Source organism: Egbenema bharatensis FJBBOT/2019 (assembly GCF_048077055.1).
GTDB lineage: Bacteria > Cyanobacteriota > Cyanobacteriia > Elainellales > Elainellaceae > Egbenema > Egbenema bharatensis.
Window position 1 is genome coordinate 1,118,499 of record NZ_CP182236.1, and the last position, 24,735, is coordinate 1,143,233.

A 24,735-nucleotide genomic window follows, 5' to 3' on the forward strand; every position below is an offset into this window, starting at 1 on the left:
TGGGGAGTGGGGAGTGAGGACTAAGTGACAACTCTTATGGGGTGGGCATCTTGCCTGCCCAGTCAACCGAGTAACCTGTCCGGTCAACCCAATCAACCGATCGCATAGGGTGTTTAATCTACAATCCAAGGAAAATATTACCCCACCCAGCAGATAGGATGAGATTAGCGTCGGCGGGGAAAAGCCCATGACCCAGGCCAGGGTGAAGTTTAATTCTTTTGCAGAGTATCTGGACTACAGTGATGCGATGTCGCTGGTAGGGCGGTATGAGTTAGTACGGGGAGAGTTAGTTGAGTTGCCTCCGGAATCCCGGTTGAATAGCACGATCGCAATCTGTGTCCTGTTGGCCCTCATAACAAAGAATTGGTATCAGGACGGGCAACCCATTAAAAAGGGGAGGCAAGATGCCTACCCCACAAGAATTTTGAGCTATTGTCCTGATCCTGGAGTTAGATCCTAGGATCTATGCTGCCTTTGCTTCTGCTTGTTTCTGCAACAGCTTAATCACCGATGCTTTTTCTAACAGACCCAGGAGCATACCGCTTTCCTGGAGAACCACCAGATTCGGCAGTTGCTTCCGTTCCAGCAGGTTGACGACTTCCAGCAGGGGTTCGTCTGAATCAACGGTTTCCAGAGCTTCGACGGGTTGCATCAGCTCTTGAACTTGAATATCCCACCAGTCGTTAGTTGGAATTGTTTTCAGAGCTTCGACGGCAACCTCGCCAATAAGCTGACCGTTTTCATCCGTAACCAGATACTTCCGCCAGTTCGCTGAGTTGCCAATGATGTGATTATTAGCAAACTCCCGTAGCGAAATGTTCGCAGAGACGATCGGGCTGTTGGGAATTACCGCATCCGCAGCCGTCAGACCATTCAACTGTTCCTGAATCGTTGCGGATTGAGCATATCGGGTCGCATTTTGCAGCAGGAAGAAGCCGATCAACAGCGTCCAGATGCTACCAAAGGGAGTTACGCCCAACAGATTCAAGAATCCCAGCGTGATGCCCGTCCATCCTAAAAACTGTCCAGCCCGGCTAGCAAAAGCCACTCCTTTGTAGGATTTGCCTGTTACTTTCCAGACGATCGCCTTCAGGACGTTTCCACCATCTAGAGGCAAGCCAGGGAGCAAGTTGAACACCGCCAGAATCAAGTTGATGTAGGCTAACAAATTAATGATCGCAGCGAGGGGCCCACTGATGCCCGTAAAGACATTAATCGCAGTGAACACACCGAATAGGACAACGCTGACCAAGGGCCCTGCGATCGCCACCCAAAATGCCTCTGCTGGAGTTTTAGACTCTTCTTCTAAACTTGCCAACCCGCCGAAGAGAAATAGCGTAATTGAGTTGACAGGAATACCTTGTCGGATTGCAACAAAGCTGTGACCTAATTCGTGCGCCAGCACTGAAGCAAACAACAGTAAAGCTGCAACCAGACCAAAAATCCAGGCTGCACCGCCCAACTGAGGAAACGCATATCCCAACTCACTACCGTAGTTCCAGACCACCAGACCCAGAACCAAGAACCATGACAGGTTCACATAAAATGGAATACCGAATAAGCTGCCGACGCGCAGGTTGCCGTTCATGCTTTCGACCTCCCTGGCTATAACCTTTTTATTCTACTGTATTCATCGTAACGAAATGTTAATGATTTATTAATCTGTCAGATGAAGTAATATCCGGGCCATCTGGTACGGGATTTGCCTATTGGAGTAGGCAATGATTCAGACGTGGGGCGATTTACCAATCACCCCGATCGAGATTTGCCTAAACCATCCTGACTGGGCGGACAAGATGCCCACCCCACAAGAATTTCAGGTTATTAAATTGGCATTCCTTAGGGTGAACCTGGACTTGGCGTTCCAGGAAAGGGCGTTAGATTTGGGGAAGGCGCGATCGGTTGCTCTGGTACACCAGGATTGGGATCAGACAATCCACCGGGCAACTCGAACAGATCCAGGGAACCGTCGGGGTTATCCAGGTTGGGAATTGTTTCGGGTGAGGGTAGGGGTTGATTGCCCCCAGAGCTATCCGGTAAAGTTGCCAGAGCGACTCGTCCACCCGTTTCCCGAATTCGATCGAGCACTTCAATTACATCGCTGTAATTTGACAGGCGAGAGGCATACAGCACGACTAAACCACTGGGGCTTAATTGTCGGAAGTTGAGCAACGCTTGAGTCAACTGTTCTTCCGTAACTCGCTGTTGTTCGATGTAGGTTTGCCCAACGGGATCAACGCTGACGATCAACAACTCGCGCAGTTGAGTCGTTCCAGTTCTGGCACTGGGCAAATCAACGTTGATGGCCATCTGACGGGTGAGGGTAACGGCCGCCAGAATGAAAAACGTCAGAATACAAAAAATGACATCAATCAGGGGGATCAGCTCGATCCGCACCTCCTGTTCCGGGTTCTCGTAATTCAGCTTCATAATCTAGTTGAGGAGACTTGAAAAGGTGCTGTGTGGCAAGCTGCAAGCTAAGGATCGGTTTCAAGTAGGGTCTGGGGCGGCTCTTGAACGGGGATCGCATCAGAGTGATTCGATCGGGTTTTGCGATACATCAATTCCAGATCGTTTCCAGATTGGCGAAAGAGTTTAGCCTGCCCAGCCACCAGACTGTTAAAAATCCGGTAGAAGACGAGGGCCATGATGGCGATGATCAAGCCCGTTGCCGTACTGATCAACCCTTCCGAAATCCCTGTGGTGACACCCGCCGTTGCATCGGTGCCAATATCCCCAATCCGCACATTTCCCAAAGACTGAATCAGTCCTAAAACGGTGCCCAACAATCCCAATAGAGGCGCGATCGCAATAATGGCCTCCAGCAGCTTTTCGCCGCGACGCATCAGAGCCAGTTCCTCATCGGCAGAGGCTTGAAGGGCGAGCTGAAAGACTTCTGGATCGGGGTTGTAGAGTTCCAAGGCAGAGTAGAGAAACCGTCCGATCGGCTGATCACCAGATTTGCGCGCAATTTCGGCGGCTGCCTGCCAATCTCGTCGCGCTGCTTCCAGTACCCGTCCTGCGACTTCACGTTCACGAGAGAGAATCTTTGACCAAAACCACGATCGCTCAAAAATGATCGCAAGTGCCAAAAATGAAAGGAGCAGCAGCGGCCACATTACCGGGCCACCTCTGGCAAATACTTCAAACACATTCACTGTTTTCTACGACCTCCTTGAAATGTTAGTGCCAGATTCAGTGCTAAATTCAGGTGGGAATGCAACCAGTAAGGGATGAATGCAGGGATACAGGCATTAGACAAGGCGTTACAGCAAGCACTTCTTACAGTACTTGATCGAAAGCACGACTTCACAGAACTCGATGAAAGCACGCTTTAAATTCAAAGCATTTTAATTCTACGAGCTTTCTTGAAGCATGATGATGTCACCCCTTGCCCTATAGTTTTAACTCAATCCCGAACCAACGGATTTTCTGTGATACCTGATGTGGGTAAAGCAATAAGGGGTATTGTGATGGACAAACTACAACGAATCTACTGATCCAGATCACATTCAACCCCCGGTAGTCAGGATAGTTCTAATTCAAATTGCCAAATCAAATTGCCAAATCAAATTGCCAAATCAAATTTCTGCACAAACAAATCCCCTGCTTGCGATCGAGGCAAACAGGGGAAAGGAACGGTGACTGAACCTCTTCAGGTCAAAAATCGTTCAGATCAGCCCTTGGTTCGGTTAACGTGATCCATAATGCGTTGCTTGCGTTCTGGGGAGGAGGTGGAGGCGGATGGTTTGATGAAGTCTCCTGTACTCCGTGCCAGATGTTCCATGATGCGTTTCTTGCGATCGTCCATAGCTGCCATGAATTGTACCTGCTTAACCGTTTTTAACTTATATTAATCTAATTGTAAAAAAATGTTTCGATAAAGTGTAGCCTTTTGGGGTTTTTGGGTTCAGTTCCGGGTGGAGTGGACTGGATGGATGGGCAAATGTTACCGATTGGCGGTGTTTGTTACCTTTTGCTCCACAGATCTTCACCTCAGCTCATCGTTCAGTCGTCGCTACTCTTGTTTGATGCGGGCATTCTAAGGCGGTCGTGTCTGGTTGATACCGAAGGTTGACGCATATGGATGTAGAGCAACTGCTAAGGTGTTATGCCCTTGGAGAGTGGGATTTCCAAGGGATTCATCTGACTGAAGCAAGACTCGAACGGATCGATCTGTCGGGGGTAAATTTGGCGAAGGCTGGACTGGGATCAGCCCAAATGAACCGGATTAAATTGATCCACACAAACCTTGCTGAGGCATTTTTGTACGGAGCAGACCTCAGCTTTGCGCGGCTTGATGAAGCCAATTTGACCAATGCAGACCTGACGAAAGCCAATCTGAGGGGGGCATCGTTGGTGAAGGCGAATTTAAGCGAGGCAAAACTCAGTGGCGCAGTGTTAAGCGGGGTCAATCTGCGAGGCGCGAATTTGCAGGGGGTGAATCTCTGTGGCGCAGACCTGCGGGGGATCAACCTGCGATCGGCGAATTTGCAGGGAGCAAACCTGAACTGGGCGAATTTAACTGGGGCAAAACTGAGCGGAGCCTGTATTGAGGGTGCTTCTCTGTATGGGGCAAAACTGAGTGAGGCTTTTTTAAACGGGGTGGACTTTCGCGGGTTTGATCTCGATGGCGTGGATCTGAGTCAAGCCAGGCTGAATGGAGCCAACTTTGCTGGGGCGAATTTATCTGCCAGTAATTTAAGCTGGACTCAGGTGCGGGTGTCTAACTTGATTCAGGTGAACCTGCGGGCGGCAAATTTGACGGGGCCGATCTGCGGCGATCGGATTTGCGGGAGTCCAATTTGAGTAAGGCGGATCTGACCGAAGCAGATTTAAGCGAAGCGGATTTAACGGGGGCCATTCTCAATGCTGCGGTTTTGAAACAGGCTAATCTATTTGCGGTTTGCCTTTATGGTGCTTATCTCTGGGGAGCCAAACTAATTGATACGAATCTGCGGCGGGCCAATTTAACCAAGGCCAGCCTGCGGGGAGCGGTGACGGCAGGGGGCGATCGTCAGGAGGTGGTCTGGAGTGAGGTAATTCTGCCGGATGGAACGCTGCATCGTTGATGGGGATGGATTGAATCACACTTTAATACAGTCTAGGGAATACAGTCTGGGGAATACAGTCTGGAGTGAATAACATTTGGGCGTAATGGCATTATTGAGAGGATGGAAGAAATATAGGTTCGATCGGGAGCATCCCAATTGTGCAAGGTATTTCACTTCCGTAGCGCAGGCATCTTGCCTGCCAGTGAGATAGTTGTCGCGCAAACGCGAAATTGGGATACACCCGTTTAGATCGCCGCTCCATCCCTGCTTCTGCTTCTCTCAATTCTTTTTCGCCAATTTTTTTCGCCAATTTTTCCCCATGAGTCAGCCTACTTCATCCTCCACAGTTGTTCAGATGGCCGAAGCGTTGCTGTATCAGCAGGCAATGGTGCAAATTCAGGGAGCCTGGGCTGGAACGTTGGCCGCGATTCCACCTAAATCATTCAAACCAGATGCAAAACCAGGGGCGATCGAGCCTGATCTGAACTACAGCGAGCTATTCATTCGGGACAATATTCCGGTGATGATCTACCTGCTGATTCAGGGCAAGCATGAGATCGTCCGCCATTTCCTCACCCTCTGCCTATCCCTCCAGAGCCAGCATCCTCCCACCAGGGGCATTTTTCCCACCAGCTTTCTCGAAGAAGAGGGCAAACTGATTGCAGATTACGGTCAACGGGCGATCGGGCGAGTGGTTTCCGTGGATGCAACCCTATGGTGGGTGATTCTGGCTCACTGCTATGTGGAGCGATCGGGCGATCAAGCCTTTGCCCGGCAACCCCAGGTACAGTCCAGCCTCCAGAGCTATCTGGATCTGATTCTCCGTCCTTCTTTCCGAGCGGCTCCCACCCTTTTTGTTCCTGATGGAGCCTTTATGATCGATCGCCCAATGGATGTGTGGGGAACGCCGTTGGAGATTCAGGTGTTGCTGTATGGCTCGTTGCTGAGTGCGATCGGGTTGATGCAGGGAGGAGAGGGAGTTGGAAAGGGAGAATGGGGAATTGGGGATGTCGCGGAGTATGCCCATCGGTTGCGGCAGTATGTGTTGAAGCAGTATTGGGTGACGAGTACGACGGTTCAGGTGTTGCGGCGACGACCGACGGAAGAATATGGTGAGGCGATCGAAAACGAATACAACATCCAGACAGAAACAATTCCCCACTGGTTGCAGGAGTGGCTGGGAGAGCATGGGGGGTATTTGATTGGTAATGTCCGCACGGGACGGCCGGATTTTCGCTTTTTTACATTGGGCAATAGTTTGGCAGCTATTTTTGATCTGATTACTGCACCTCAACAGCGATCGTTGTTCCAATTGATCTGGCAAAATCAGGCTGACCTGGTGGCGCAAATGCCGTTACGCATCTGCCATCCGCCGCTGGAGGGGGAAGAATGGCGCAGTCAGACGGGATACGATCGCAAAAATTTGCCCTGGTGTTACCACAATGCGGGACACTGGCCCTGCCTTCTGTGGTTTCTGGTGGTTGCGGTGCTGCGACATCAACAGCTTCACCCGGATGCCGATACCGATCTGCTGGCTGGGATGCGGGAACTGATGGAGTCGAGCTATACGCTGCTGTTGGAGCATTTGCCGCGACAAAACTGGGCGGAATATTTCGATGGCCCGACGGGAAGATGGATGGGGCAGCAGGCGCGACATTATCAAACCTGGACGATCGTTGGTTTTTTGCTGGTGCATCACTTGCTCTATGTCAATCCAGAGGATGCCAATATTTTGAATCTGCCGACTCTGAAGGACATTCGATTGGGGGAGGAATAGGGGCATAGTCTATATCAGGTTATGCCCCTACCTGGAATCATTCAGAATCTGTTATTGGTTCCTCCGGCGGTAGTGAGTGTTGATTTTCATCACCTCGTTTGGATTGGGCGTAGGCAGAAACCGACTCCAGGTGGTGGCATCGCGGAAATTGAGGACGTGCAGTTGATGGATGATCTCGTTCACGCCTTCCGGGGAACCGATCGCAATCAATTTGATCGATTCCCGATGGGGCAACTCCTGATGGGGCAACGAGTCGGATTCGCTGCCAGAGTTGAATATGCAGTTTTCGCCTGTCATGAAAAGAATTCCTTTGAATATTTGAGGGAAGAAACTCAGGAACCCAGTTTTCCCCACCAAACCAGAATCGCTCCTAGCCTTGGACGAACCTCAGCTAAAATAGACCCCAGCCTGTACAGACTCGTTGCTAGCCTGTCTGTCGGGTTAGTGGCTGAGTGGTGTTGGATCTCACCGCTCGGTCACGCCAGATTCCTGAGAGCCAGGCGACGTTTTTTACCACACCAGGGGATTTCATCGCCTTAATCGAATAGCGTAGTGAATTCTGAGGGTTCCGTCAATCTCTTTGCCCAAGATTTTTTATTGATAGATTCCCGTAGCGCAGGCATTCTGCCTGCCTGTGAGATATGAGTCATGCAAGTGTAAAGATACACCTGTAGACTGGGCGGGCAAGATGCTTACTCTACAAGAGTTTGAGTGGGTAGACTGGGCGGGCAAGATGCCCACTCCACAAGAGTTTTAGTAGGTAGACTGGGCGGGCAAGATGCCCACCCCACAAGAGTTTTAGTTGATTGAATTTGTATTCCTTAAGATCGAATATCGGTAACGAGTTCCTTGTCGATCGCCGTTGCTGTGGAGGATGGATCGTCTCGATCGGCTGTGGGGGAGATGGACGCTGAACCGTTGGTATCTAGATTCGGTGGGTTAACGGCTCCAGCCTGGGCATCGGGCAGCCAGCGCAGCAGGGGCAGGGGCAGCAGGGTACTGAGGTTAGTGATCGTAACCAACAGCCAGAGATTGTCAAAATTGGTTTCATTCACGCCCAGCCACTGAGTCAGGAGGCCCCCAGTTCGTAGGACAGTAGCCCCGCTAGATTAGTGACGGACATCAGTAGGGCAAATAGGGTCGCTTCCACCCCTGGAGGACATAGCCGAGCCGCCAGCACCAGGACAGGCATATAGGCAATTTGCCCCATCACCGTCAGAATCAGGCTATCCCCCAGGCTGAACCAGTGATCATCAATGCCGATCGCCCGGTTGGCGTGGGTAACGAGCAGTAAGGAGGTCATGCCTAAAAGGGTGGAGATGATAATTGACCAGGCAAAAAAGGTGCGAAAGGGAACGGTGCGGAAAAATCGTTGAAATAACCATACCCCCAGTAGGGACGCGATGCTGGTCACAAGCCGAACCCGCCCTAAAAATTCAGGTTGGAAGCCTAGCTCATTTGTGGTGAAGAAGAAGAAAGCAGCATCGGCCGTGGGTGTTGCCTGCCAGAGGAAGAGGAACGCCGTTGGCAACCAGATCGCCTTCTGGGTAATTGCGCCCCGCAGTTGGGTAATTTGATTCCAGACGATCGACCAGTCCTCTGCCCGTTCCACCCTGGATTCAATGATCAGCCAGGCCACCAGAGACACGATCAGGGGAAAGGTGGCTGTCACTCCAAATACGGTGCGATTGCTGAAGTGTTCCAGCAGAAACCCGCTCAGGTAAGCCGTGAGTAAGCCTCCGACTGCCGAAGCTCCCCAGCAGAGGGATTGCAGCGATCCTGCATCGCTAGCCGACTCATCCCGGGCCCGCTCCACCACCAGGGAATCGACAATCACATCACTAAAGGCGATCGACAGGGAGCTAAACGTAATTGCCGTGATGGCGGCCCAGGCTGAATGAACAACGGTGGCCATTGCAACCCAGGCTCCTGCCCCCAACAAGCCCGACAAAATCAGGTAGGGGCGGCGACGGTAGCCAAAAATCGGCAAACCATCTGAGATAAAACCGAACACAGGTTTCACCATCCAGGGCAGAGCTGCAATTCCCATCAATGCCGACACCTGAGCTGGACTTAAACCCAGATCGTCCTTCAGGAAAAAGCTGACGGCCAGGCGGGCCAATCCCAAAATTCCCTGGACAAAGTAGACCAGCAGAATAGCGATCAACTCTGGGCTCGGTTCGTTCCCGAAGAAAATCTTCTCGGTCAGGAATCGCTTGGCAGGGGTGAAGCTGGGGAAAGAAATCGTCACAGGGATCGTTAAGAAATATCAACTGCTTAATATCATAGCCTTCCCCTTCGTCCTGTCCAGGCTTATCCTATGCAGTAGAGGTTAGGGAGATCGCTCAATGCCCCGCCTCTGCTGTGTTTTCCCTTTCTCCCGTTTCTAATGCCCAATCGCCGCCATGATGGTTTTTATTTTTTGCAAGGCATGACCGTTACCTTTGCGGTTCTGGGCGCAGTAATGACCCTGGGAGCGGGCTTTCTGGTCTTCATGATTGCCTTAGCTCCCAGAGAATTGGCGGAGCCGTTGCGGCAGGCGGGTGGACGGACGCTGGAGGGGGATGTGATGTTAGCTGCCTTCATCCAAACAGTGGGCTGGTTCTGGCTGCCCCGGATTCATTTTGTTTCATCTCAACTGGGGCGAGGGATGATGATCACAATGGGAATCCTGACGTTACTGATGTTTGGGATGGTTGTGGTGGCTCTGTTCTAAGGAATGCGAATTTAATAGTCTGAAATTTTTGTGGGGTGGGCATCTTGCCCGCCCAGTCAGCGGAGTAAAACATTGCACAGGTTATCTAACCCATGATCCTAAGCATATCTGGTTTGTATGGATGACTCTACCCTAGACGCTACGCTGCGGCACAATCTGCTGGCTCACCTGGAGGAAGTGGTGCGCGATCGAGATCCGTATTTTGCGCCGACGGGTCATCTGTATGTGCGGGAATACGTGCGGGAGCAATTGGGACAATGGGGGGCGATCGAAACCCATGAGTTTGAGTTTCGGGGGGAAACCATCAGAATTTGATTTTGCAGGTGCCCGCCCAAACTGGAGAACCCGATCGCCCGCCGATTGTAATTGGGGCCCACTATGATGCAGTTCCCGGCGTTCCCGGCGCGGATGATAATGCTAGCGGGCTGGCGGTGCTGCTGGAAATGGCGCGGAGTTTTGCCGATACGCCTTGCCGCTATCCGGTGCAATTTGTGGCGTTTGATCTGGAAGAAATGGGTTTAGTTGGCAGCAAAGCCTATGCCCGAACTCTGCATCAACAGGGGCAAAAGCTACGACTGATGCTGTCGCTGGAAATGGTGGGCTATTGCGATCGGACTTCTGGCTCTCAGCGCTATCCGGCTGGACTGGAGCGGTTTTATCCCGATCGCGGTGACTTTATTGGGCTGATTGGCAATATTCCCACCCTTCCCGACTTACTGCGCCTCAGCCGTCAGATGCGTAAAGCGGGGCCAGTTCCCTGCGAGTGGCTGCCAGCCGGACAAAAAGGATTGATTGTGCCTGAAACCCGCCTCAGCGATCATGCTCCATTCTGGGATCTGGGCTACCGTGCCCTGATGGTGACAGATACTTCCTTTATGCGGAATCCCCACTACCACAAAGAAAGCGATCGCCTGGATACCCTCGATCTGGATTTTATGACTGGCGTGTGTCGAGGATTAATTGCAGGCGTGCGATCGTTGTAATCCTCGTAATCCTCTTCAAGGCTGCAAATTGAGTCAAGCTGACTGTGGATATTACGGATCTGACAGTGCTAAAGCGTTACAGCGGTCGTTTTTCAGATTGATTCGTTCATAGTCCTTATGCTGTGACTTTTGGAGTACTTGATTCAGGGAGCTTTAATTCATTGGTCAGTGCTTCCCCCTGCTCAAAACTGCTGATGTTGGACAGGGTTGTTTCAGCAATATTTTGTAACGCATTTTGAGTGAAAAATGCCTGATGAGCGGTAATCACTACATTGGGGAAAGACTGGAGCAATTGAAAGGCATCATCTTGGATAATGGAATCTGACCAGTCGGCAAAAAATAGTTCTTCCTCTTGCTCATAGACATCAATTCCCAGGTAGCCAATCTTGCCGATCTTAATCCCTTCGATCGCCGCTTTCGTGTCAATTAACCCACCCCGACTGGTGTTAATCAGCATTACGCCGGTTTTCATCTGATCGATCGCATCGGCGTTAATGAGGTGATGGGTTTCAGGCAGTAGAGGACAGTGCAGTGAAATAATATCAGCATTCTCAAACAGTTCTGATAACTCAACGTAGCGAGCTGCCCCAATCGCTGTGAAGTCTGAATTAGGGTAAGCATCGTACCCCAACAGGGAACAGCCAAATCCGTGCATAATCTGAGCAAAAATCAGGCCAATCTTACCCGTTCCAATTACACCGACCGTACTGCCATAAATGTCAAACCCTAACAGTCCTTCTAGCTCAAAATTATCTTCCCGTACCCGGTTATACGCTCGATACAGCTTCCGGTTCAGCATCAAGATCAGACCCACTGCATGTTCTGCGACTGAATAGGGAGAGTAGGCGGGCACACGCACCACAGTCATTCCCAGGCGAGCGGCAGCATGCAAATCGACATGGTTAAACCCAGCAGAACGCAGGGCAAGCAGACGGGTGCCGCCAGCCGCTAAAATTTCTAAAGCTTCCGCATCGGCCTTGTCATTGACAAATAGACAAACACAGGGGAATCCATTGGCTAGACGGGCAGTTTGTGAGTTTAGTTTCGTTTCTAGAAATACCAGCTCGTGATTGTGCCTGGTGTTGGTTGAACTCAGGCTCTGACGATCGTATTTCTTGGTACTAAAGACGGCAACTTTCATGTCAGCGTCTGCCTCCGAAAAAACAACTCAGTCTTAAACAGTCTTAAACAGTTTTAAACAGTTAGTTTGAACTAGAAGATGGTCAGGTATGGGCTGCTTTCACCCTTCCCAATACTACCCATTTTCCCTGAGCTAGACATTCCCTGCGGCATTCTCCCCGCAACCCAACATGGTCAATTCCATATCATCCAGGTTAAGTTCCTCGATTGCGCTGTGTAAAGCTATTGGTCAAGCGATCGAATGTGGGAGTATCCTATTGCTGCAAATTGAGAATTGCTACCCCGCAGGCATCTTGCCCACCAATGAAGGATTGGTCATGCAAATGCACAATTGGGACACACCCTCGAACGTTGGATGAATCGTTAATCTCCCTCAAACTCTTGTAGATTGAGCGATCGCCGCATCGCCAACACCTCATCTCGGTGAGCAGTAACCGTCAGCAGGCTCTTGGCTTGAGCGTTAGCCTGCGTTAAAGTTTCAACCTGAAGGGAAACCTGTTCTGGACGACCTGCCTTCTGCCAGTAAAACCAGCCCGCGATGGGAGCAATCAGCACCAGGGCAGGTAAATAACTCGCTGCGGCAGGAAAAAGGAAAGACAATACCAGAGAGAGACAGAAAATCCCGATCGCAGCTAAAAAAGTAAGAAAAATTGCCAGAAATAGGCTGGGACGAACCAATCCCTCATACCGGATCTGATGTTGCTCTGCATCGACCCCACTGAGACGATACGATCGCTGGGTGAAGTAGGTTTGCAGTTGCTCAAACAGGGGTTCCTCCTGCTGATCGGTGACAAGCTGAACCACCTGAGTCCGATCTTTAGCAGAGGCTCGGATAAAGAAAAACAACCCTACCGACAACAGCAGTGTCAGCAGGGCAGTTGATAAAAGAACTGGATTTTGCATTACCAACCAATCTTACGGCTCAGAAAGGGCTACCAGATTTGAGTATAAGGCACACCCTTCAACTAGACGTAGAAGACCGTCCGATTGGGCAAAAAAGCACCTGGTAAAAAAGCGTTCAGCAAAAAGCGTTCGGCAAGAAAGCGGACAGGCACAGCCCTGATCAGAAGACCGGATCCGACGATGTCCCTCTGATGTCCCTCTATCGTTGCGAAGAAGCCTGCTGAAGCGGTTCAGACCGTCCAACATAGCTATACCAAAGCCGAGCTAAATCCTGAGCCTGCTGTTGCCAGTCTGGACAAATTTGGTACATCCGACGGGGCCGACCCCGCCCTTCCACCTTCTTCCAATAACCCGTGATTGCTTCCGCATCCTCAAGGAATTTCAACGCGCTATATAGCACCGTGTCGGACAATCGGTAGTTGGGGTACTCATGCTCCAGTAAGCTAATCAGTTCTGTCCCGTAGGAATCTCTATGTAATAAAACAGCCAGCACGTAGCAAACTGCCAATTCCTTATTAAGATAGAACGGAGGAGGATTCCGAAAAAACTGGTATATGTCTTCAAAAGTAGTCATATCGCCCATTACCCTAGAGATTGACTAGTCAGTGAATCAATGCCAGCAGTTTTGTTAAAAACCGTCTAGGTAGAGATAAACTTGTCGAAATATGAAACAGTGCTTCAAAACAGCATTAATACTGTCTTTACCATCTCGCTCACACCTGAAGCTTCATCTGCCAATGCATATTGACCTGCGTATTGACTAATGATCTCACTGATGCATCTGCCTAGTCCTCACTGTTTAAGCCATCACTAGGATCACTTAAACCCGATCGGAACTAAATTCAAGCAAAAACCGCCCTGAACATAAGCCTGTTCAGGTTAGATTGCTTACTGCCAGATAATATTCATATTGTAGTCACTCAGGGCTAAATTCGTCTGTTAATAATCAACGCGAGTTTTGCTGAAAGTGCCTTGAAATGGGCTTTTCAGGTTCCGCCTTTTTAGCCCATTCATCCAGTTTTGATTGTTACTTACGCCATAGGTAGCGTCCGAAAAAAGAAAATCTGTAAAAGCGTACCTACCTACAGGGATTGGTTTTTTGTTACAAAAATTAATGTTGATTGCCAAAAAATTGCACTTTTACCTTGATCCCTGGAACGTGGGTCAAAGCCGCTGACAAGATAGCTCCGTTGACAAGGCAGCTCCTAAACTAATCCGGCTCGCAGTGCCACAACCGCCGCCTGGACTCGATCGTCTACCGCCAGTTTGTTCATAATGCCCCGAACGTGGGTTTTGACGGTGTTAGGACTCAGGTAGAGAGCCGCCGCAATTTCAGGATTACTCAGCCCTTCGACCATCAGCTTCAGCACTTCCAATTCTCGTTGGGAGAGTTGCCCCACGATGCCGGTTTCCGCCGATGCAGTGGGCTTGAGATGATCCATCACCTGCCGGGCTACCAGGGGATCCAGGTAGCTTGCTCCCTCCTGGGCTGCCTCAATCGCCGTTAAAAGGCGATCGACCGTTGTTCCCTTGACACAGTAGGCATCTGCCCCGCTGGATAGGGAGCCAATCACCTCATTTTCAGTCGTGTGCGAGGTCAGCATGACGACATGAACCTCTGGCATTGCCTCCTTAATTTGTCGCGTAGCCGCAATCCCATCCTGGCGAGGCAGCCCAATATCCATCACAATCACATCCGGCTTCAACCGCTTAGCCTCTTCCACGGCTCGATAGCCATCATCCGCCTGTCCCACCACCGTAATGCCGGGTGTAGTTGATAGGGTTTGCTCCAACCCCAACTGCATCATTGGATCGTCTTCAACAATCAAAACTCGAATGGGTGCGTCAGAAGAGGCTGTCATAATGATTTTGGATAAGTGACTCTGAAATCAATCTAAATGAATGCGCCACAACGGGAAGTTGTTGCTCCTCTAGTTTGCCGCTTTTCTAGTCTTGCCACAAGAATCCCCCCAAAATCAGCAGTAGCGGGGACGATCGCCAGTTGCCCTGCCACTGCTCTGGATAGATGATTCGATGGTAATAGCTCGACTACTCCGGGAGCATGTCACGTTTGCAAGTCTGACCCTCATCCCCTAACCCCTTCTCCCAAGCGGGGAGAAGGGGAACCGGATCGAAGTCCCTCGCCCTTTGGGAGAGGGATTTAGGGTGAGGGCGACAAAAGTGACATGCTCTCGACTACTCCTGCTCCCGTCCCGCTCTCAACGCCTCGATTAACTGTTCTTCTGTTACACCCAACCGAGTTGCCGCTTGCTGAAGGTTCTGGCGCATTCTCTCTGTCCGTTCTGTCCGATCGCCCCAGGAGCGATTTCCTCTGGCGCGATCCGCTCGATCGCCGGACGTATGCTCCGATCGTCCCAGGGCTGACCGCAGTTGGGCTTCCGTCACGCCAAGATCAGCCGCAGCCGTTTCCAGGTTGGGACGAGAGGGGGGACGGGAGAAGCGACCCGTTTCTGGATCGATCGTGATCCCCAAAGCTGCCTGAAGTTGAGCTTCCGTGACGTTTAATTCAGTGGCGGCAGTTTGCCATCGCAGGCGCATTCGGTTCGCCCATTCTTCCCGATTGTCCGAAATTCCCAGAGCGTCCTTCAGTTCTGCCTCAGTGGTTTCCAGTTGAGCCGCAGCCACAGCAAAATCAATGCGGGTGCGTCTTCTCCCTTCCGCGCGTTGTCCCTTAGGGCGTAGATCCGCTTGAGGCATCAGGATCATTTCCTGAGCTACAGACGGGTTTGTGCCAGTAAACCCGATCGCACCAGGCAAAATCACCGCCGCGACGAGCACCGCCGTAGAGAGCCGCATCAAATGATCACGATTCACAACCATTGCACTCCTAAACTGAATAACAGGATAGTGTCGATTATGATCTGCATTAAGCAACCTGAATATGACCTTTAACCCTCCATCTAAATTACAGTTTTGTCATTTTGGGTAAAAACGGACAAAAGCCTACAGTTGTGTTCAGTGGAGCGATCGAGACGCAATGCACATCCTGTTTGTGGAAGATGAGCCAAAAATTGCTAACTTTGTCCAAACTGGATTAAAGGAGCAAGGGTTCGTGGTGGACTACTGCGACAACGGGAATGAGGGATATCAGCGGGCGATGGGCAATCAGTATGATGTCATTGTGCTGGATATTATGGTGCCGGGAAAGGATGGACTATCTATCCTAAAATCTTTGCGGCGATCGGGGCGCAATGTACCCGTGATTTTGCTCACAGCCCGAAATGAATTGGACGATCGCCTGGAGGGGTTGAACCTGGGAGCCGATGATTACATTGCCAAACCGTTTTTTGTAGAGGAGTTGGTGGCGCGGATCCATGCAGTGGTGCGACGCAGTGCGGGCGATCGGCAAAATCTGCTGAGTGTGGGAGAAATTAAGCTCGATCGGCTAACGCGGGAAGTCACCTGCGATCAACAAATGGTGGAACTGACCACCCGTGAATTTAACTTGCTGGAATACCTGATGCGCTCTCCGGGTCGCGTCTTCACCCGAACTCAAATTTTGGAACACGTTTGGGGGTATGATTTCAATCCTAATACCAATGTGGTGGACGTTTGCATTCAGCGGATTCGCAAAAAAATCGATCGCCTGAATGACACAAGCTGGATTGAGAGCGTCCGAGGAGTAGGATATCGTTTTCGTAATCCAGAGTCTTGATCGTGAAATTAAATTCCTTCCGCCTACGCATTGCTGTACTATCGACCGTTCTGGCGGGTAGTAGCTTAATGGCATTTAGCTTTGTCGCCTGGCGGTTAATTTACGTGGCAAAAGTCAGTCGATTGGATGCCCGGTTAGAGCAGCAAACCCGTCGGGCTGCCCGTCCCCGCTTGTCCGATTGGTGGCCTGGCTTCGTCAGAGCGTTACCCGGTGAATTGGGAACGGATGTAGCAACTCCGATTCGCCTCCAGGTGCTTGATGCCAATGGCAGCCCAATCTATCAATCCGAGGATTGGTCTGAGGATTGGTCTGCGGAATTACGGATTCCAGCCTTACCAACGCCCCCCTCTCCAGCTTCGCAGCCGCCCCAGCTAAACCGCAGCCGCTCTCCCCGGACGTTTGATTCCCTGGAGGACTCTGAAATTCATCCAGACTTTCGGTTTCCAGGCGCTGTCCCTGTCCCGGAACCGCGTTTGGGGACTCAAACCCTGGACAACGGAAGCTGGCGGGTGGGTGCGGTCAGATCTGCCCATGCTCAGGCGGTAATTGCAGTGAGTCTAGAGGCGATCGATCAGGAGATGGGCGCAATTCGCAATATTTTTTTAGTGGCGATTTCGGGGACCCTGCTGGTGGTGGCAGTGGGAGCCTGGGGACTGGCTGGAAGTGCCCTCCGTCCAATTCGTAAACTGACGACCGAAATTCAGCACGTCACTATTACCGGACTCGATCGCCAGGTTCCGGTTGGTGAGGCGGATGTGGAATTTGTCCAACTGATCCAGGTGTTTAACCAGATGTTGGAACGGTTGGAACGTAGTTTTAAGCAGGCTTCTCGCTTCAGTGGGGATGCAGCCCATGAACTGAAAACACCCTTGGCAATTTTGCAGGGAGAATTGGAACGGGCCATGCAGCACGCAGAACCCGGATCAGAATTACAGCAGAATCTGAGCAATTTACTGGATGAAGTTAGTCGGCTGAATGGAATTGTTCGCAAACTCTTACTCCTCTCTCTGGCCGATGCTGGACAGATGAGTTTATACACGGTTGCGGTCGATCTATCCGAAATGCTGACGGTAATGCTGGAAGATATGGAACTGCTGGCTCCCCACTTGACGGTGCAGATGGATATTGCGGATCATCTCTGGGTTTGGGGCGATCGAGACTTACTGATGCAGGTCTTACAAAACTTGATTAGCAATGCTATTAAGTACAACTTACCGAATGGTTGGATTCAGATCCAAGGACAGCAGCAGGATCAATCAGTACGAATTACGGTGACGAATGCCTCTAACCCAATTCCTGACGGTGAACGCGATCGAATTTTCGATCGATTTTATCGGGGTGATCCGGCTCGAAATCGCAAGGTGGAAGGAGTCGGATTAGGACTGAGTTTGTCACGGGAAATTGCTCGTGCTCATAATGGGGATCTGATTCTGAATGAGGCGATCGAGGGTCAAACGGCGTTAACGTTGACGTTACCGTTAAAGGATTAGGATTTGTTGGCGTTCTAGATGGTTGACTGGGCAGGCAAGATGCCCACCCCACAAGAGGTTAATCATGGGAAGATCTGGTAGGGGCGTACCGCTGTGCGCCCTTCCCCACAAGAGGTTCAGGGTGAGATGGCTGGGCGGGCAAGATGCCCACCCCACAAGAGGTTAATAAAGACGAGATCTGGTAGGGGCGTACCGCTGTGCGCCCTTCTTAGAAGTAAACCACCACAATAGAAGTAATAATCAGAAACACGAGAATGCCGTTAGAGGGTCATCGATCGCTTGTAGATTCGCATCACTTCTCCGGGTTCTTTGGTGGTTGCCTCTTGAATTTGCGAGAAGGGTAAGGGTTTTGACCAATCTTCGACTCGGCAAAAGCCACACTGATGCAGACGGGCGATCGTCAGTTCCACATCTTCCGGTTGTCCAATCATCAAAATTTTGACGGAACGACGGGCAGGGGAAATCAGCCGATCGCCAACTGGAGGCTGACCGAAAAATTTGTCGGACATATGAATAATTTCCTTTGTTCCAGGGTTTGAAGAAACCCTAGAGACTGGCTCTCAGCTTTTTCAGACAGCACAAGCCAAGAGCATCGGGTGCTATCATACACCCTAGCCGAGGACTAGTCTCGTTAGTCTGAGGTGAGGAGGTCGAGCGTAAGCTTGTCAGGGCACGCTTGGCCTCCGCTAGAGAAGTCGTCTCTAGGTGAAGCAGCCATCTCGCAGATTTAGGGAACCCAAAAGATAGCTATAGCTGAAGAGCGTAACATTAATCGATCGAGCAAATCAAGTCACAAATGTTACGGTTCGATCGACTTTCTCCGTGAAGTTTTATGTTTGATAATGTTTCCAAATTTCTCGTAGAACAGTTTCCAGAAGACTTTGCCACCTGGCTCATTGGCAAACCGATCGCCCTGACTGAACTCAGTTCCTCTGAACTGTCCCTCGAACCGATTCGCGCCGATGCCCTAATCTTGCTGCAATCCGATGACCTGGTACTGCACTGCGAATTTCAGACCGCTCCAGACCCAACCATGCCCTTCCGCATGGCGGATTATCGACTGCGCGTGTATCGTCGCTTCCCCAACAAACGCATGGTGCAAGTCGTGATTTACCTGCGTCCTACGGAGTCTGACCTGGTACAGCAAACCACCTTTGAGCTAGACACCCTGCGCCATGAATTTCAGGTGATGCGGCTCTGGGAACAACCGATTGAGCCATTTCTCCAACGTCCAGGACTCCTGCCCTATGCTGCATTAACGGAAACAACCGATCGAGTTGGAGCTTTACAACAAGTTGCGCAGGCGATCGAGGGCATCGGTAATCCAACCGAAAAAAGTAACCTGGCAGCAGCGACAGGAATTATGGCTGGGTTAGTATTAAATCAAGAAACCATCCGACGAGTGCTACGGAGAGAACTCATGCAAGAATCAGTGATTTACCAGGAGTTGAAAGAAGAAGCGCGCCAGGAAGTTCGCCAGGAAGTTCGCCAGGAAGTTCGCCAGGAAGTTCGCCAGGAAGTTCGCCAGGAAGTTCGCCAGGAAGCCAAACAGTCTGAAGTCAATCTGGTGCTTCGACAACTGACTCGTCGTCTGAACCAGACTCTTCCCGCCTCATGCACCGCTCAAATCCAGTCCCTTTCCTTCACTCAACTCGAAGCCCTGGGTGAGGAACTGCTGGATTTTACATCGCTCGCCAATTTGGAAACCTGGTTAGCTGCAAACCCTGGTGAATGGTGAAGTGTGGTTGATGGCAGAGAAGGCAAACGGCAAAAATTAATCCTGATTCGCTTCCTCCGCCTCCAAATTTTGAAGCACATTTTGGATATCCTCTGGAGTCGATCGCCGTTGCAGGTTTACCCAGCAATGCCCCTGTACGCTGTGAGACAGGTCTTGATCGCTGACGGGGACAACTTGACTACTGGCAATCAACTGACTCCCTGGAATGTCTTGGCGACCGGGAACAATGGGGCGATCGGAGACAAATGGGCCACTGGAGGGATTCGTCGGAGCCAATCGGCGGCTGGTTAACGTCATTGGGGCAGGCGGTTGGCGGCGGAGTTGCCGGAGGGCATTGATGCAGGCCGGACAATCACAACCAAACAGGGCGACTGCCGCATCACTCTCAGCCTCACTGAAATCTAAAACGGGATACTCCAACGGCTGCTCAGGCGGCATCTCCACCGGAATTTCGATCGCAGTAGCCACGAGGGTTCCATCATGGGGCGATCGAATCACTGGGTTGGATAACCCCATCAGTTCGGGAGGCACACTACAGGAAGCCGCTTCGGGCGCAAGCGTACTGGCTTGATAGGGGTTTGCTGTTTCAGCCGCATAGACTAAATTGGCTAACAACATCGTCAGCATTGAGCCGGTCAGGGTTGGGATTGCCACCAAGCTCAACAGTAGTTTCTGGTTCACGGGAACACGCCTCACTGACTCACATCAACTGGATCAAGGGTACTGAGAAATAATAGTATATCGCTTTGGCAATTTTGGCACACTTTTACCCATCTCAAAGGAAACCACTCCCGCATATCCGCTAAATCTGGAGTGTTTTCAATTCAGCTCCTCCAGATCTAGGGGGGCGATCGAACAAAAATCCCTGAGATGACCTGAGATTAGCCGATCGTTCTTCGCTGGAAAGAGAAGGCTCTGAATGAGTTCTCACCTCAAATCGGAGCAGAACTAACGGTTAAACCGGATTTGCGCAGGAGTCGCTCGATTGCGCCCCTTCCAGCATTCTGGTTGGCTCAGTTTTTCCGCCCGAAGATCTGCCAATGCTGCACCATCCCTTCGATCGCCGCATCAAGCTTGACTTGCACATCTTCAACCCACTCTGCTTTACAGCGATTGTACTCATCAAGCCACCGCAATGCAATTTCCAAAATTTCTTCAACAGAGCCATACTTACCCCCTTGCAGCTTGGTTTGAACAAAGCGTTCTTGATCAGGAGTAAGACTGATACTCATATAGCCCTCTTATCAGACTACCGGCTACTTTAAACTATGAATATGGATTAATTGGGGAGCACAAGTTCGCCGGATATGCGCGTATTAGTCGTAGAAGATGACGCAGGTATTTCCAGGTTTATCCATCAGGGCCTGAACGAAGCGGGGTACGCCGTGGATATCGCCTCCAATGGTCGTGACGGAATCAACTACGCGATCGCCGCTGATTACGATGTCATTGTGCTAGATGTCTTGCTTCCTGAATTGGATGGTCTCAGCGTATTGAAAGATCTGCGCCAACGAGGATTGCAGACCCCGGTACTGTTGTTAACGGCACTGGACACGGTACAGGATCGGGTGTTGGGTTTAGATGCAGGAGCCGATGATTACCTGATTAAGCCGTTTGACTTCACTGAGTTACTGGCTCGGTTGCGGGCATTATTGAGGCGACCTCCCCTCCAGACTGATGTGGTGCTCCAGGTGGGGAATCTCCAGATGGATACAGTCCAACGCTTGGTAAAACGGGGCGATCGCCTGATCGAACTTAGCCCCCGCGAGTTTTCCTTGTTAGAATACCTGATGCGCCATCCTAACCAGGTTCTCAGCCGCACGCAAATTGCCCAGCATGTCTGGAGCTTTGATTTCTATGGAGACTTTAAAGTGATTGATGTCTACATCGGATACCTGCGGCGCAAAATCGATCGGAACGAGCCTGCTTCGCTGATTCAAACAGTGCGGGGTGTAGGATATCGGATTAATGCCGACGATGAACGTCTGATGTCCGAGTTTGAGCCATAATGAAGTACCGAAAACCCTGGCAAAATCTGCGGTTACGCCTGATCGCCTGGTATAGCATGCTGGCAGGGCTGTCTATGCTGGTGTCAGATGGTTTCATGTATCTTGAGTTTCGTCAGACGTTGTTCGATCAAATTGACAACTCGCTAGAAGTCACGACCATTCAAGCCTTGAAAAATCTCGATGATGAGATTGATGTCCTAGCGTTTGACCCTCGCCAGGAAGCTCCGGTTCTAGCTTCGTTGTTGAATGATGCAGGAGTCGAGATTTATTTGCTGGGACAAGATGGTTCTGTCAAAGAGCACTTTGGCAATTCACTGATGTTACTGGCTCCGCAGAGCTTACAGCCTGGGTTTAAGACGCTCGCCACTGACGACGGACGGTGGCGAATTTATACTCAGGCAATCCTGCCGCGCGATGACAGACCCCCCGGTTGGTTAAAGGTAGCGCGTTCCCTACAACCCGTTGACATTACCTTACAAAACCTGTTGAATCAACACCTCCTGAAAGTTCCGCTGCTCCTCGGCATGGTTGGTTTAGGCGGGTTGTTTCTGGCGAACCGTGCCCTTAAACCGATTGGTCAAATCACTCAAATGGCACAACAAGTCAGGGTTAGCGGCGATCTGACTCAGCGCATTCATTATCAGGGCACAACCAATGATGAATTGGAACGGCTGGCCACGATATTTGATGAGATGCTGGATTCACTGCAAGAAACCTTTGAGCATGAAAAGCGATTTACGGCTGATGCATCCCATGAACTCCGCACACCCTTGACCGCCCTTAAGGGACGATTGCATGTGGCGCTGAGCCAACCGCGTACCGTAGAGATGTATGAGGAAACCCTGCAAGCGATTGAGCAAGAAGTCGATCGGTTGATTCGTCTCAGTAACGATCTCCTACTCCTCTCTCGGCTGGAGCAGCGCCATCAAGACGTGCATTTAGAACCCATTGATCTGAGTGACTTATTAGCGGCGATCGCCGAGCAAATGCAACCGTTAACCGATCTTCAGCAGCTTCAGTTTTCAACTCACATCGCACCCAACCTTCAGATTCAAGGGAGTCCAGATCATCTGATTCGACTGTTTCTTAATCTGCTCGACAATGCGGTGAAATATACTCCCGAGCAGGGTAAGGTCAGTTTAACCGCAATCGTTCACGACCATGGCATTCAGGTCAGCGTGAGTGATAGCGGGATAGGGATCTCACCAGAGCATTTGTCCCATCTGTTTGAGCGATTTTATCGAGTCGAAAAGTCGCGTTCTCGCGCGATGGGGGGAACGGGGTTGGGACTGGCGATCGCTCAGGAAATTGTCCACCGCCACCACGGGGCGATCGCAGTTCAAAGCCAGCCCGGATACGGCACAACCTTCACAGTCACCTTTCCCAACTACAGCCAGAGTCAGATTGGCTAAGACAAACGCATAAAGAAAAAGCGAAGCTCCCCTATATGGCATCGTAAGAGCTTTCTTACCATTTTCCTACGATTCTCTTACTACTCAACTTTTAGACTAAGTTCAGTTCACCGATACAGGCTGAACGCGCGGATGGAACGTTATTTACTTCCAGGTGTTGCCCCAAAACAATGCCCTAAGGAACGCCGTTTCATCCTCAACGCAATAGACACAGGAAATGGAGGATTATCGCAATGAAATTATTTACAGCAGTACTGATGACGCTCAGTGGTTTGATTGTTGCGAATGTAATGTCCAATGCCTACGCGCAGCAAGACAATTCTTTTACCGGAACCGTGCAGCGTGTCTGGGAGGATGGCTTTCGGTTAAATACAGGCGATCGCACCCTCCGGGTTGATTCCTGGGATCTTTGCGGTGATTCTACGGCAAATTATGTCAGTGTGGGCGATCGCTTAACGGTGACAGGTGAATTTGGAGGAGGTGATTTTGATGCCTTTTCCATCACTAATCCTGATGGAGTTGGGGTTTGCCAGAGAAACTGACAAACATTTCGGATTGGTGGATGGCATGGCTGAATTCAGCAAGAAATTTTCCACCTCCTCCACTTTTCTTTTCAATTAAACCCCTTTGATCCTCCCTAACTCTCCTTAAAAACGAAGGAGAACAACTCAAAGTCCCCCTTTTTCAAGGGGGATTCAGGGAGATCATCGCAGTTCAGCAAACAACTAGAAGCTTTAGAACACATCCTGGTACTAGCAACTTCGTAAAATATTTGGAAAGAGATGAGTAACGAGAATCGGGCACGAAATCGCTTTTCGCTAACTGGAACCGTCGAGCGGGTATGGGAAGATGGTTTTTCCTTAAACATCGGCGATCGCACCTTCCCAGTGGATGCCTGGGATCTCTATGGCGATGCGACCCAGCGTTATGTATCAGTTGGCGAACAATTGACTGTTTCCGGCGAATTTGATGATAGAGAATTTGATGCTTTCTCCATCACCCTGGGAGATAGTAGTGGCAGCAATGGGATTGGTACGCGCGAGGGTACTAGTGACGCTCCTGTAAACACCAATCCTGTAAACACCAATCCTGTAAACACCAATCTTGTAAGCACTAATTCTGTAAGCACTAATCTTGTAAGCACTAATCGCATCAACGTGATTCGCGGCACCAACGGCTCCGATGACCTCATAGGAGGAAGAGGACGCGATCGGCTGATTGGGCTGGGTGGAGATGACGACCTGATTGGAGGAGCCGGAAACGATATTCTGATCGGTGGTGATGGTGACGATGATCTCTTCGGCGGTGCTGGCAACGATATCCTGCGGGGTGGTAACGGTCAGGATGATTTGGTTGGTGGTTCAGGGCGGGATACGCTCATTGGCGGTGCCGGCCGCGATACGTTTATCCTACAACCGAGAGGGAATGATATCATTCGTGACTTTCAAGGCGGAATCGATGAACTGGGGCTTTCCGGTGGTCTAGAATTCAATAACCTGTTATTTCAGCAGCAGGGCAATCATACGCTGATTCTCGCTAATGGTAGTCGTGTGGCTCTGTTGCTGGGCATCAATGCAAACTCCATCACCCGCGCCGATTTTGACTAGATCGAGCAAGGGGCGATCGAATCACTGGGTTGGATAACCCCATCAGTTCGGGAGGCACACTACAGGAAGCCGCTTCGGGCGCAAGCGTACTGGCTTGATAGGGGTTTGCTGTTTCAGCCGCATAGACTAAATTGGCTAACAACATCGTCAGCATTGAGCCGGTCAGGGTTGGGATTGCCACCAAGCTCAACAGTAGTTTCTGGTTCACGGGAACACGCCTCACTGACTCA

26 protein-coding genes and 2 pseudogenes are annotated in these 24,735 nt (G+C 50.7%); 13 read left to right on the forward strand and 15 right to left on the reverse strand.

All coding sequences use genetic code 11. The features are described 5' to 3' along the window. Positions 1-187 precede the first annotated feature (187 nt). Positions 188-460, forward strand: a complete 273-nt coding sequence (locus ACM1PF_RS05320) for a hypothetical protein (RefSeq protein ID WP_416672874.1) — start codon at positions 188-190, stop codon at positions 458-460. A gap of 3 nt (positions 461-463) precedes the next feature. On the opposite strand, the gene ACM1PF_RS05325 is transcribed toward ACM1PF_RS05320, so the two are convergent. From ACM1PF_RS05325 to ACM1PF_RS05340, 4 genes are all read right to left on the reverse strand, one after another. After that, on the reverse strand, positions 464-1,588 hold the full coding sequence (locus ACM1PF_RS05325; protein ID WP_416672877.1) for a site-2 protease family protein: 1,125 nt from the start codon (positions 1,586-1,588) through the stop codon (positions 464-466). A 251-nt stretch (positions 1,589-1,839) separates the two neighbouring features. Then, positions 1,840-2,430 (reverse strand): ExbD/TolR family protein, encoded by a 591-nt coding sequence (locus ACM1PF_RS05330; RefSeq protein ID WP_416672880.1) that lies wholly within the window; start codon positions 2,428-2,430, stop codon positions 1,840-1,842. 47 nt (positions 2,431-2,477) lie between these two features. Next, positions 2,478-3,158 carry a MotA/TolQ/ExbB proton channel family protein gene (locus ACM1PF_RS05335; protein ID WP_416672883.1) on the reverse strand — a complete coding sequence of 227 codons (681 nt, stop codon included), beginning with the start codon at positions 3,156-3,158 and terminating at the stop codon, positions 2,478-2,480. Positions 3,159-3,676: 518 nt separating this feature from the next. Continuing rightward, positions 3,677-3,820, reverse strand: coding sequence for a hypothetical protein (locus ACM1PF_RS05340; protein ID WP_416672885.1), 144 nt, complete (start codon positions 3,818-3,820; stop codon positions 3,677-3,679). A gap of 263 nt (positions 3,821-4,083) precedes the next feature. Here ACM1PF_RS05340 and ACM1PF_RS05345 point away from each other — a divergent pair, with 263 nt between their 5' ends. The 3 genes from ACM1PF_RS05345 (at position 4,084) to ACM1PF_RS05355 (ending at position 6,831) form a co-directional block, all read left to right on the forward strand. Then, positions 4,084-4,809 carry a pentapeptide repeat-containing protein gene (locus ACM1PF_RS05345; protein ID WP_416672886.1) on the forward strand — a complete coding sequence of 242 codons (726 nt, stop codon included), beginning with the start codon at positions 4,084-4,086 and terminating at the stop codon, positions 4,807-4,809. Beyond that, on the forward strand, positions 4,791-5,072 hold the full coding sequence (locus ACM1PF_RS05350; protein WP_416672888.1) for a pentapeptide repeat-containing protein: 282 nt from the start codon (positions 4,791-4,793) through the stop codon (positions 5,070-5,072). Before ACM1PF_RS05345 ends, ACM1PF_RS05350 begins: the two co-directional genes overlap by 19 nt. A gap of 301 nt (positions 5,073-5,373) precedes the next feature. Next, positions 5,374-6,831 (forward strand): glycoside hydrolase 100 family protein, encoded by a 1,458-nt coding sequence (locus ACM1PF_RS05355; RefSeq protein ID WP_416672889.1) that lies wholly within the window; start codon positions 5,374-5,376, stop codon positions 6,829-6,831. A 51-nt stretch (positions 6,832-6,882) separates the two neighbouring features. Here the strand turns inward: ACM1PF_RS05355 and ACM1PF_RS05360 are convergent, their stop codons facing one another. Continuing rightward, entirely contained in the window at positions 6,883-7,128 is a 246-nt protein-coding gene (locus tag ACM1PF_RS05360) for a hypothetical protein (protein ID WP_416672892.1), read from the reverse strand. A 524-nt stretch (positions 7,129-7,652) separates the two neighbouring features. Then, positions 7,653-9,082, reverse strand: a pseudogene (locus tag ACM1PF_RS05365) (folate/biopterin family MFS transporter). A gap of 138 nt (positions 9,083-9,220) precedes the next feature. On the opposite strand from ACM1PF_RS05365, the gene ACM1PF_RS05370 reads away from it, so the two are divergent. Both ACM1PF_RS05370 and ACM1PF_RS05375 read left to right on the forward strand, forming a co-directional pair. Beyond that, the gene (locus ACM1PF_RS05370; RefSeq protein WP_416672895.1) at positions 9,221-9,547 is read left to right on the forward strand and encodes a hypothetical protein; all 327 of its coding nucleotides are present in this window, start codon (positions 9,221-9,223) and stop codon (positions 9,545-9,547) included. 117 nt (positions 9,548-9,664) lie between these two features. Beyond that, a pseudogene (locus ACM1PF_RS05375) lies at positions 9,665-10,530 on the forward strand (M28 family peptidase). Positions 10,531-10,645: 115 nt separating this feature from the next. Here the strand turns inward: ACM1PF_RS05375 and ACM1PF_RS05380 are convergent. The 5 genes from ACM1PF_RS05380 to ACM1PF_RS05400 form a co-directional block, all read right to left on the reverse strand. Beyond that, the gene (locus ACM1PF_RS05380; protein WP_416672897.1) at positions 10,646-11,671 is read right to left on the reverse strand and encodes a 2-hydroxyacid dehydrogenase; all 1,026 of its coding nucleotides are present in this window, start codon (positions 11,669-11,671) and stop codon (positions 10,646-10,648) included. A gap of 362 nt (positions 11,672-12,033) precedes the next feature. Beyond that, the gene (locus ACM1PF_RS05385) at positions 12,034-12,573 is read right to left on the reverse strand and encodes a cofactor assembly of complex C subunit B (protein ID WP_416672898.1); all 540 of its coding nucleotides are present in this window, start codon (positions 12,571-12,573) and stop codon (positions 12,034-12,036) included. 199 nt (positions 12,574-12,772) lie between these two features. Further along, positions 12,773-13,147, reverse strand: a complete 375-nt coding sequence (locus ACM1PF_RS05390; RefSeq protein ID WP_416672900.1) for a PadR family transcriptional regulator — start codon at positions 13,145-13,147, stop codon at positions 12,773-12,775. Between the two features lie 631 nt (positions 13,148-13,778). Further along, positions 13,779-14,435, reverse strand: a complete 657-nt coding sequence (locus ACM1PF_RS05395) for a response regulator transcription factor (protein ID WP_416672901.1) — start codon at positions 14,433-14,435, stop codon at positions 13,779-13,781. A gap of 334 nt (positions 14,436-14,769) precedes the next feature. Continuing rightward, positions 14,770-15,408 carry a hypothetical protein gene (locus ACM1PF_RS05400; RefSeq protein ID WP_416672903.1) on the reverse strand — a complete coding sequence of 213 codons (639 nt, stop codon included), beginning with the start codon at positions 15,406-15,408 and terminating at the stop codon, positions 14,770-14,772. Between the two features lie 163 nt (positions 15,409-15,571). On the opposite strand from ACM1PF_RS05400, the gene ACM1PF_RS05405 reads away from it, so the two are divergent. Then, positions 15,572-16,249 carry a response regulator transcription factor gene (locus ACM1PF_RS05405; RefSeq protein WP_416672906.1) on the forward strand — a complete coding sequence of 226 codons (678 nt, stop codon included), beginning with the start codon at positions 15,572-15,574 and terminating at the stop codon, positions 16,247-16,249. Between the two features lie 2 nt (positions 16,250-16,251). Beyond that, on the forward strand, positions 16,252-17,739 hold the full coding sequence (locus ACM1PF_RS05410) for a sensor histidine kinase (protein WP_416672909.1): 1,488 nt from the start codon (positions 16,252-16,254) through the stop codon (positions 17,737-17,739). Between the two features lie 260 nt (positions 17,740-17,999). On the opposite strand, the gene ACM1PF_RS05415 is transcribed toward ACM1PF_RS05410, so the two are convergent. After that, positions 18,000-18,248 carry a hypothetical protein gene (locus ACM1PF_RS05415; RefSeq protein ID WP_416672911.1) on the reverse strand — a complete coding sequence of 83 codons (249 nt, stop codon included), beginning with the start codon at positions 18,246-18,248 and terminating at the stop codon, positions 18,000-18,002. A 323-nt stretch (positions 18,249-18,571) separates the two neighbouring features. On the opposite strand from ACM1PF_RS05415, the gene ACM1PF_RS05420 reads away from it, so the two are divergent. Next, positions 18,572-19,477, forward strand: coding sequence for an Rpn family recombination-promoting nuclease/putative transposase (locus ACM1PF_RS05420; RefSeq protein WP_416672912.1), 906 nt, complete (start codon positions 18,572-18,574; stop codon positions 19,475-19,477). Positions 19,478-19,513: 36 nt separating this feature from the next. Here ACM1PF_RS05420 and ACM1PF_RS05425 read toward each other — a convergent pair whose 3' ends face one another. Both ACM1PF_RS05425 and ACM1PF_RS05430 read right to left on the reverse strand, forming a co-directional pair. Then, the gene (locus tag ACM1PF_RS05425; RefSeq protein WP_416672915.1) at positions 19,514-20,158 is read right to left on the reverse strand and encodes a hypothetical protein; all 645 of its coding nucleotides are present in this window, start codon (positions 20,156-20,158) and stop codon (positions 19,514-19,516) included. Between the two features lie 332 nt (positions 20,159-20,490). Beyond that, entirely contained in the window at positions 20,491-20,709 is a 219-nt protein-coding gene (locus tag ACM1PF_RS05430) for a ribbon-helix-helix domain-containing protein (protein WP_416672917.1), read from the reverse strand. A 75-nt stretch (positions 20,710-20,784) separates the two neighbouring features. Between ACM1PF_RS05430 and ACM1PF_RS05435 the strand changes: the two genes are divergently transcribed. The 4 genes from ACM1PF_RS05435 (at position 20,785) to ACM1PF_RS05450 (ending at position 24,505) form a co-directional block, all read left to right on the forward strand. Further along, positions 20,785-21,486 (forward strand): response regulator, encoded by a 702-nt coding sequence (locus tag ACM1PF_RS05435; RefSeq protein WP_416672920.1) that lies wholly within the window; start codon positions 20,785-20,787, stop codon positions 21,484-21,486. After that, entirely contained in the window at positions 21,486-22,898 is a 1,413-nt protein-coding gene (locus ACM1PF_RS05440) for a HAMP domain-containing sensor histidine kinase (protein WP_416672922.1), read from the forward strand. The genes ACM1PF_RS05435 and ACM1PF_RS05440 overlap by 1 nt, the downstream gene beginning before the upstream one ends. Positions 22,899-23,131: 233 nt before the next feature. Next, positions 23,132-23,440 (forward strand): hypothetical protein, encoded by a 309-nt coding sequence (locus ACM1PF_RS05445; RefSeq protein WP_416672923.1) that lies wholly within the window; start codon positions 23,132-23,134, stop codon positions 23,438-23,440. 240 nt (positions 23,441-23,680) lie between these two features. Then, positions 23,681-24,505 carry a calcium-binding protein gene (locus ACM1PF_RS05450; protein ID WP_416672926.1) on the forward strand — a complete coding sequence of 275 codons (825 nt, stop codon included), beginning with the start codon at positions 23,681-23,683 and terminating at the stop codon, positions 24,503-24,505. Here ACM1PF_RS05450 and ACM1PF_RS05455 read toward each other — a convergent pair. Continuing rightward, complete coding sequence (locus ACM1PF_RS05455; RefSeq protein WP_416672928.1) at positions 24,483-24,713, reverse strand: hypothetical protein; 231 nt, start codon at positions 24,711-24,713, stop codon at positions 24,483-24,485. The two genes, ACM1PF_RS05450 and ACM1PF_RS05455, sit on opposite strands and share 23 nt — an antisense overlap. Between the last annotated feature and the right edge of the window lie 22 nt (positions 24,714-24,735).